The sequence below is a fragment of the Phenylobacterium sp. genome (assembly GCF_030697925.1).
Taxonomy (GTDB): Bacteria; Pseudomonadota; Alphaproteobacteria; order Caulobacterales; family Caulobacteraceae; genus Phenylobacterium.
Window position 1 is genome coordinate 19,639 of the sequence record NZ_JAUYOJ010000209.1, and the last position, 7,422, is coordinate 27,060.

Below are 7,422 nucleotides of genomic sequence, written 5' to 3' on the forward strand. Positions count from 1 at the left end.
ATTGGAAGGTTAAGGATTGGACAGGCTCTGGAGCTTCTGGATCGATCGCGGCGGCACCTTTACCGACGTGATCGGCCGTGCGCCGGACGGTTCGGAGCTGTCCCTGAAGCTGCTCTCCGCCTCACCTTCCTATGCCGACGCCGCCGTCGAGGCCATGCGCCGAACCCTGGGCGCCGGGCCCGGAGAACCCTTTCCCGCCGCCCGGATCGACGCCATCAAGATGGGCACCACCGTGGCCACCAACGCCCTGCTGGAGCGAGCCGGCGCCAGGAGCCTGTTCGTGACCACGATGGGCTTCGCCGACTCGTTGGTGATCGGCGACCAGGCCCGGCCGGAGCTCTTCGCGCTCAATATCATCCGACCCGAGCCGCTCTATTCCGGCGTGGTGGAGGCGCAGGAACGCCTTGCCGCCGACGGCGCGGTGGTCACCCCTCTCGACGCCGACGCCCTGGCTAGGAAGCTCGCCGACGCCCGCGCTGAAGGCTTCACCTCCGCGGCCATCGCCTTCCTGCACGCCGACCTCAACCCGGCCCACGAGATCGTCGCCGGAAACCTGGCCCGCGCCGCTGGCTTCGACTTCGTCGCGCTGAGTCACGAGGTCTCGCCCCTGCCCCGCTTCATCCCCCGCGCCGAGACCACCGTCGCCGACGCCTATCTGACCCCGATCCTGCAGGCCTATGTGCAGCGGGTGGCCCAGGCGGTGGCCGGCGCCCCGCTCTATTTCATGACCTCGGCCGGCGGCCTGGTCCGCGCCGAGGCCTTCCGTGGCCGCGACGCCGTGGTCTCGGGCCCCGCCGGCGGGGTGGTGGGCGTGGCCCGCACGGCCCAAACGGCCGGCGCCGCCCAGGCGCTCGGCTTCGACATGGGCGGCACCTCCACCGATGTCTGCCGCTATGCCGGCAGCCTGGAGCGCCGCGACGCCGCAAAGGTGGCCGGGGTGCGCCTGCGCAGCCCGATGCTGGACGTGGAGACCGTGGCGGCCGGCGGCGGCTCGATCCTGGCCTTCGACGGCCTGCGCGCCCGGGTCGGGCCGCAGAGCGCCGGCGCCGATCCCGGCCCCGCCGCCTATGGCCGCGGCGGTCCGGCGACGGTCACCGACGCTAACCTGGTGCTGGGGCGCCTGGATCCGCGCTTCTTTCCCTCGATCTTCGGCCCCACCGGCGACGCACCTCTCGACGTGGAGGCCGCCCGCGCCGCCATCGCCAGGCTCGCCCAGGCCATGGGCTCCCCCAGCGTCGAGGCCGCCGCCGAGGGCTTCGTGGCCATCGCCGTGGAACAGATGGCCCGCGCCACCGACCGCATCTCCACCGAGCGCGGCTTCGATCCCCGCGACCATGTGCTCACCGCCTTCGGAGGCGCCGCCGGCCAGGTGGCCTGCGAGGTCGCCGACGCGCTGGGCCCCTGGCAGGTGCTCTGTCCCCGTTACGGCAGCGTCCTTTCGGCCTGGGGCATCGGCCAGGCGGAGGTGACGAGCCTGCGCCAGATGGGCCTCGACGTTGTCCTCGACGCGGCCGGCCTGGCCCGCGCCCAGGCGCTGGCCGTCGAGGTCGAGGCCCAGGCCCGCGCGGCCCTGGCCGACCAGGGCGCGGAAGCCTCCGAGATTCGCCGAACCTTGCGCCTGCGCTACGACGGCGCCGACGCCCAGATCGCCGTCCCGGTCGGCTCGCTCGCCGAGGTGAAGTCCGCCTTCGAAGCCGGCCACCAGCGCCTGTTCGGCTTCATCGAGGCCGAGCTCCCCATCGTCATCGCCACGGTCGAAGTCGAGGCCGTGAGCAACTCCTCCTCTCCCCATTCATGGGGAGAGGGTAGGGTGAGGGGCGCGTCGCAAGGCGACGCATCCCAGCCCATCCCCAGGCGCGAAGCGGCCGAAACGCCCCCCTCACCCTATCCTCTCCGCCCGGACGACGTGGGGAGAGGAGGCGCCATGTCCGCCAGGATGTTCTTCCACGGCGCCTGGCACGACGCCCCGATCATCCCCGCCGAGACTCTCACCGAGACCGCCGGCCCCGCCCTCATCGTCCGCCCCGACACCCAGATCGCCCTCTCGCCGGGCTGGATCGCCACGCCCGGCGCCGACGGCCTCATCCGCCTGGACCGCGCCCAGCACATCGTCACCGCCGAGCTCACCCTCGACCGGCCCGACCCGGTCACCCTGGAGCTGTTCAACAAGCGCTTCATGGGCGTGGCCGAGGCCATGGGCGCCGCCCTGGAGCGCACCGCCCATTCGGTCAACATCAAGGAGCGGCTCGACTTCTCCTGCGCCCTGTTCGACGCCGACGGCGGCCTGGTGGCCAACGCCCCGCACATGCCGGTCCACCTGGGCTCCATGGGCGCCAGTGTCCGCGCCGTGCGCGACCGCCACCCGGACCTCAAGCCCGGCGAGGCCTATGCGCTCAACAACCCCTATGCCGGCGGCACCCACCTGCCCGACATCACCGTGGTCATGCCGATCTTCATGGGCGACGACGCCAGCGCCGCCTTCTACGTCGCCGCCCGCGGCCACCATGCCGACGTCGGCGGGATCCAGCCCGGCTCCATGCCGCCCTTTTCCCATACGCTCGACGAGGAGGGCGTCCTGCTCGACGCCCTGCCAATCATGCAGGGCGGCAAGTTCCTGGAGGCCGAGACCCGCGCGGCCCTGGCCAGCGGCCAGTGGCCTTCCCGCGCGCCGGACCGCAACATCGCCGACCTCAAGGCCCAGATCGCCGCCTGCCAGGCCGGCGCCGCCTCCGTCCGCACCATGATCGAGACCCATGGCGGCCCGGCCGTCGCCGCCTACATGACCTTCGTCCAGCAAAACGCCGCGGCCTCCGTCCGCCGCGCCATCGGCAGGCTCAGCGACGGCGAGGCCCGCGTCCCCATGGACGGCGGCGGCGAGATCGTCGTGCGCACCACCGTCGATGCGGCCAAAGGCGAGGCGACCCTCGACTTCCGTGAGTCCGCCGCCCAGCTGGGCTCCAACTTCAACGCGCCGTCGGCCATCGTCGACGCCGCGGCCCTCTATGTCTTCCGCACCCTGGTCGACGACGACATCCCGCTGAACGCCGGCTGCCTTGAGCCCCTGCGCATCCTGACGCGCGAGGGCTCGATGCTGGCCCCGAAATACCCCGCCGCCGTGGTGGCCGGGAATGTCGAGACCAGCCAGCACGTGGTCGACGCCCTCTATGCGGCGCTGGGCGTCATGGCCAACGCCCAGGGCTCGATGAACAACTTCACCTTCGGCGACGAGGAGCGCCAGTACTACGAGACCATCTGCGGCGGGGCCGGCGCCGCCGCCGACCGCCCCGGGACCAGCGCCGTCCACACCCACATGACCAATTCGCGCCTGACTGACCCGGAGATCCTGGAGCGCCGCTTTCCTGTGAGGGTCGAGGCCTTCGCCATCCGCCAGGGCTCGGCCGGCCCCGGCGCCATGGCCGGCGGCGAGGGCGCCTATCGCCGGGTGCGGTTCCTGGCTCCCATGGAAGCGGCCCTGCTCTCCACCCGCCGCGAGCATGCGCCCCAGGGGATCGCCGGCGGCGGGCCCGCCCTGCCCGGCCGCCAGCGTTTGATCGAGCGCTCCGGCGCGGTAAAGGAACTGCCCGGCTGCTTTTCCATTACGGTCCAGCCCGGCGACGTCATCGAGATCGAGACCCCCGGCGGCGGGGGCTTCGGTCGCTCCGCCGCCTGATCAGATTTTTCGAGGTCCAATGTCCGCGCTATTGTTCGCTCTCGCCCTGTTGGCCCAAGACGCCGCCCCTGCCGCCACCGAGCCGGCGCCCGCGCCCGTCGAGGCGCCCTACCCGGCCGGCGCCCCGAAGGACGACTACGGCCTGGTCGCCTGGTGCCACGGGGCGCTGACCGGCTATCTGGACCTGCACGACCAGGTGATGCCCGAGGTCACCCGCATCGAGACCACCTTCCGCGCGCCCGGCCGCACCATAGCCGATGACCTGCAGGTCTATGCCGACCTGGAGAAGCAAGGCCGCAAGGACCTGAAGCTGTTCGCCCGCGCCATGGAGGCCGCCGAGCGCGCCAGCCTCAAGCCGATCAATGTCCGCGGCGGCGAGGCCGTGAAGCGCGGCCGCGCCACCTGGGCCGCCGCTCCCAACCTGCCGAAGGCGCGCCTGGCCCAGGAGTGGATGAGCTGGACCCTGCCGGCCCGCTGCGGGACCACGGCCAAGGCGCTCGAAACCCGAGCCAAGCTGCTCGGCGCCACCGTCGACGCCGGCGCCGAGATGCCGGCCGAACCCGCGTCACCCAGCGAGCCGCCGGTGGAAGCTCCGGTCGAAGCGCCCGCCAACCCGTCCTGAGCCGCGCTCGAGCAATGGGTGTGGCGTCGCACCCCCTGGTCACAAACGGCCCCTCGTGCGTTTACTTTGATCACGTGACGCCCTCGACGGCGTCCGGAGAGGGATAGGCTTGCCGACCGTAGCGTTTGTGAATCCGAAGGGGGGCGCGGGCAAGACCACCGCCGCGCTTCTGCTCGCGCTCGGCTTGAGCGAGCAGGGCCATCGGGTCGCGATGATCGATTCCGACCCCAACAAGCCCCTGGTCCATTGGGCCAACCTGCCCGGCCGCCCCGACAGGATCTCCGTCCATCCCGCCCCCATGACCCAGGACATCCGCGACGCCCTGCGCGAGGCCCAGCGCAAACAGCCCGACTGGCTGATCCTCGACACCGAGGGCTCCATCCGCGGAGCGATGAACTTCACCACCATGCGGCTGGACCTGGTCCTGACCCCGTTGGCCTCCTCGGCCATCGAGGCGCTGCAGGCGATCAAGGCCGCCGAGATGGTCGCGCAGTTCGGCAAGCGCGGCGGCGCGCAGTTGCTGCACCGCTGCCTGCTCACCCGCGTCCCCGCCGCCCTGCGCCCCCGCTCGCTGAAGCAGGTGGTCGAGCAATTGCGCGAAAGCGACATCGGCATCCTGCCCACCGCCCTGATCGAGAAGGAGGCGTTCCGGATGCTGTTCTCGGTCGGCGGCGGCTTCACCGAGCTGGAGCGCAGCGGCGTCAGCGGCGTCCCCGCCGCCCGCGCCAACGCCCAGGGCTACCTGGCCGCAGTGCTGGAACTACTGGAAAGCGCCAAGACCCAGGCGGCGTAGTCTCAAGGTCACCTCATTCCAGCTGTGGCCATCGCAAGCGCGGCTGTCGGAAGACCTGCCGGTTCGCACACCAGGGCGTCGGCCCCCGCCGCCTCCAACTCGCCTCGAGTTCCGTAACCCCACAGCACCCCGAGGGCGCGCATCTCGTTCGCATGAGCCCCGGCAACGTCATGCCGACGGTCCCCGATCATCACGCAGTCGCTCGGCGCCAGCGCATGACGCTCGGCAATATGGGAGATCAGTTCAGGCTTGTGGTCCAGCGCACCGCCAGCCTCCGAGCCATGGATGGCGGTGAAAAAGCCATCGAACCCAATATGTTCCAGAATACGCTGGGCGAATTCCCTACGCTTTGACGTCGCGAGGATGAGCCGCGCGCCCGCGCTCCGCATCGCCGTCAGCGCCTGAACGATACCGGGATAGGGCGGGCTGCTGAACAGCCCGCGCTGGCCATAGTCTGACCGATAGGCCGCCACCGCCTCCGCCACCCGATCGTCCCCATATCGCTCCAGCAGCCACCGCATGCCGTCCTCTATCGGCGGGCCGATCAGCGCCGAAAGGTCGAGCGATGGCTCGGGCTCATGCCCCAGGGCGCGCAAGGCGGCGCGACAGCTGGACAGAATGCCCGGCTGCGAATCAATGATCGTGCCGTCCAGATCCAGCAGGATTGTCGGGGTGGGCCGGAGCATAGCCGAGCTTATGCGCAGCTTGACGGGCTAGCTAGCGCCGTGTTCCGGGCTTCCCGAACAGTCAGGGAAACCGACGGAGCGCGGCGCCCCGTAGATTCGCTGACACGGCCTTCACCGTTCAAGGCCCCGTAGCCATACCCCGCACATGAATTCTTCGCCCAGCGTGGCGCGAAAGCGACAGGGGCGGTTCTGACGTTCGCGCCGAAACTCACGCGGATCGTGAGCTTTGATTTTCCTGGACTAATTTCGACAGTTTTCGAAATCACGGTACGATTTTTTCATCATATTCAAAACTTGAACAATGTTCGGATAAGTTTTGACAGACCCGTCGTATCTGTTCGCGATCTATTCTTGCGTGCTTACAAAATCAACTTGCGTTTTGCTGAAAGCCTCGCGCATTGCTCCCCCGCACTCTGTCGCAATATCGACGGATAACGTAGTTATATTACAAAAGGGGAAACGCTTGCTACAATCCAGATACCTTTCCGGAGCCTCCTCCCTCGCGCTCCTGCTCGCCGGCGCCGCGGGCCCGGCCCTGGCCCAGGATTCCGCCGAGGTCGAAGAAGTCGTCGTCACCGGCTCGTTCATCGCCGGCACGCCCGAAGACGCCGCCCTGCCGGTCAATGTCATCGGCGCCGAGGAGATGGCCAAGCAGGGCTCGCCCTCGACCGTCGACCTGATCAAGTCCATCCCCGCCGTCTCGGGCGCCGTGGGCGAATCCAACCAGTTCGGCGCGGGCCAGACCACCGGCTCGGGCAACGTCAACCTGCGCGGCCTGGGCGCCGAGCGGACCCTGGTGCTGTTCAACGGCCGCCGCATGGCGATCTCGCCCGGCTCCATCTATGTCGACACCAACCTGATCCCCACCGCCGCCATCGGCCGCATCGAGGTGCTGAAGGACGGCGCGGCCGCCACCTACGGCTCCGACGCCATCGGCGGGGTGGTCAACTTCATCACGCGGCGCAACCTGAGCGGCCTGGAGGTCTCCGGCGGCTATTCGCTGATCGACGGCTCCAAGGGCGACTACAATGTGAACGCCGCCTATGGCTGGGTCGGCGACCGCGGCGACGTCCTGGTCACCGCCGGCTACCGCAAGCGCTCGGAGCTCTCGACCACCGACCGCGACTTCGCCCTGCGCGCCTTCACCGACAACCCCCAGGGCGGCTGGTCCACCTTCGGCAATCCCGGCCTCTACCTCTCCAGCGGCAACGGCGGGACGACCTTCACCTCCCCGGTGGTCGACCCGGCCTGCGGCGCCATCTCCGGCCCCGGCACGGCGACCAGCTGCCAGTTCCAGTTTCTCGGCTTCGACAATCTGACCGAGGATGAGGACCACTGGCAGCTCTATGGCGAGGTCAATTTCGACCTCACCGACACCACCAGGTTCCACGCCGAAATCCTCTATTCGGGCCACGAGGTCGCCGCCGAGAACTCCTCGCCGTCCTACCCGCCCAACAACTTCCCGACCTCGGCGCTGACCACCAAGATCCAGGGCAACGGCTTCTATATTCCGAGCGCCAACCCCGGCCTGCAGGCCCTGATCGCCTCGGGCGGGCTCACCCCGGCCCAGGCCGCCACGGCCGGCGCCAACGGCCTCTTCACCTCGGTCGCCTGGCGTCCGCTCGGCGTCGGCGGCAACCCGCTGTTCGGC

5 protein-coding genes are annotated in these 7,422 nt (G+C 69.7%); 4 read left to right on the top strand and 1 reads right to left on the bottom strand.

What is annotated here, in order from left to right; translation table 11 throughout:
- The first annotated feature begins 16 nt into the window (after positions 1-16).
- The 3 genes from Q8Q88_RS20350 (at position 17) to Q8Q88_RS20360 (ending at position 5,085) form a co-directional block, all read left to right on the top strand.
- On the top strand, positions 17-3,670 hold the full coding sequence (locus Q8Q88_RS20350; protein WP_305677013.1) for a hydantoinase B/oxoprolinase family protein: 3,654 nt from the start codon (positions 17-19) through the stop codon (positions 3,668-3,670).
- Positions 3,671-3,689: 19 nt separating this feature from the next.
- Positions 3,690-4,292, top strand: coding sequence for a hypothetical protein (locus tag Q8Q88_RS20355; protein WP_305677014.1), 603 nt, complete (start codon positions 3,690-3,692; stop codon positions 4,290-4,292).
- Positions 4,293-4,401: 109 nt separating this feature from the next.
- Complete coding sequence (locus Q8Q88_RS20360) at positions 4,402-5,085, top strand: ParA family protein (RefSeq protein ID WP_305677015.1); 684 nt, start codon at positions 4,402-4,404, stop codon at positions 5,083-5,085.
- A gap of 8 nt (positions 5,086-5,093) precedes the next feature.
- Here Q8Q88_RS20360 and Q8Q88_RS20365 read toward each other — a convergent pair whose 3' ends face one another.
- Positions 5,094-5,771, bottom strand: coding sequence for an HAD hydrolase-like protein (locus Q8Q88_RS20365; protein WP_305677016.1), 678 nt, complete (start codon positions 5,769-5,771; stop codon positions 5,094-5,096).
- Positions 5,772-6,234: 463 nt separating this feature from the next.
- Here Q8Q88_RS20365 and Q8Q88_RS20370 point away from each other — a divergent pair.
- The coding region (locus Q8Q88_RS20370; RefSeq protein WP_305677017.1) for a TonB-dependent siderophore receptor at positions 6,235-7,422 on the top strand (1,188 nt) is incomplete at its 3' end.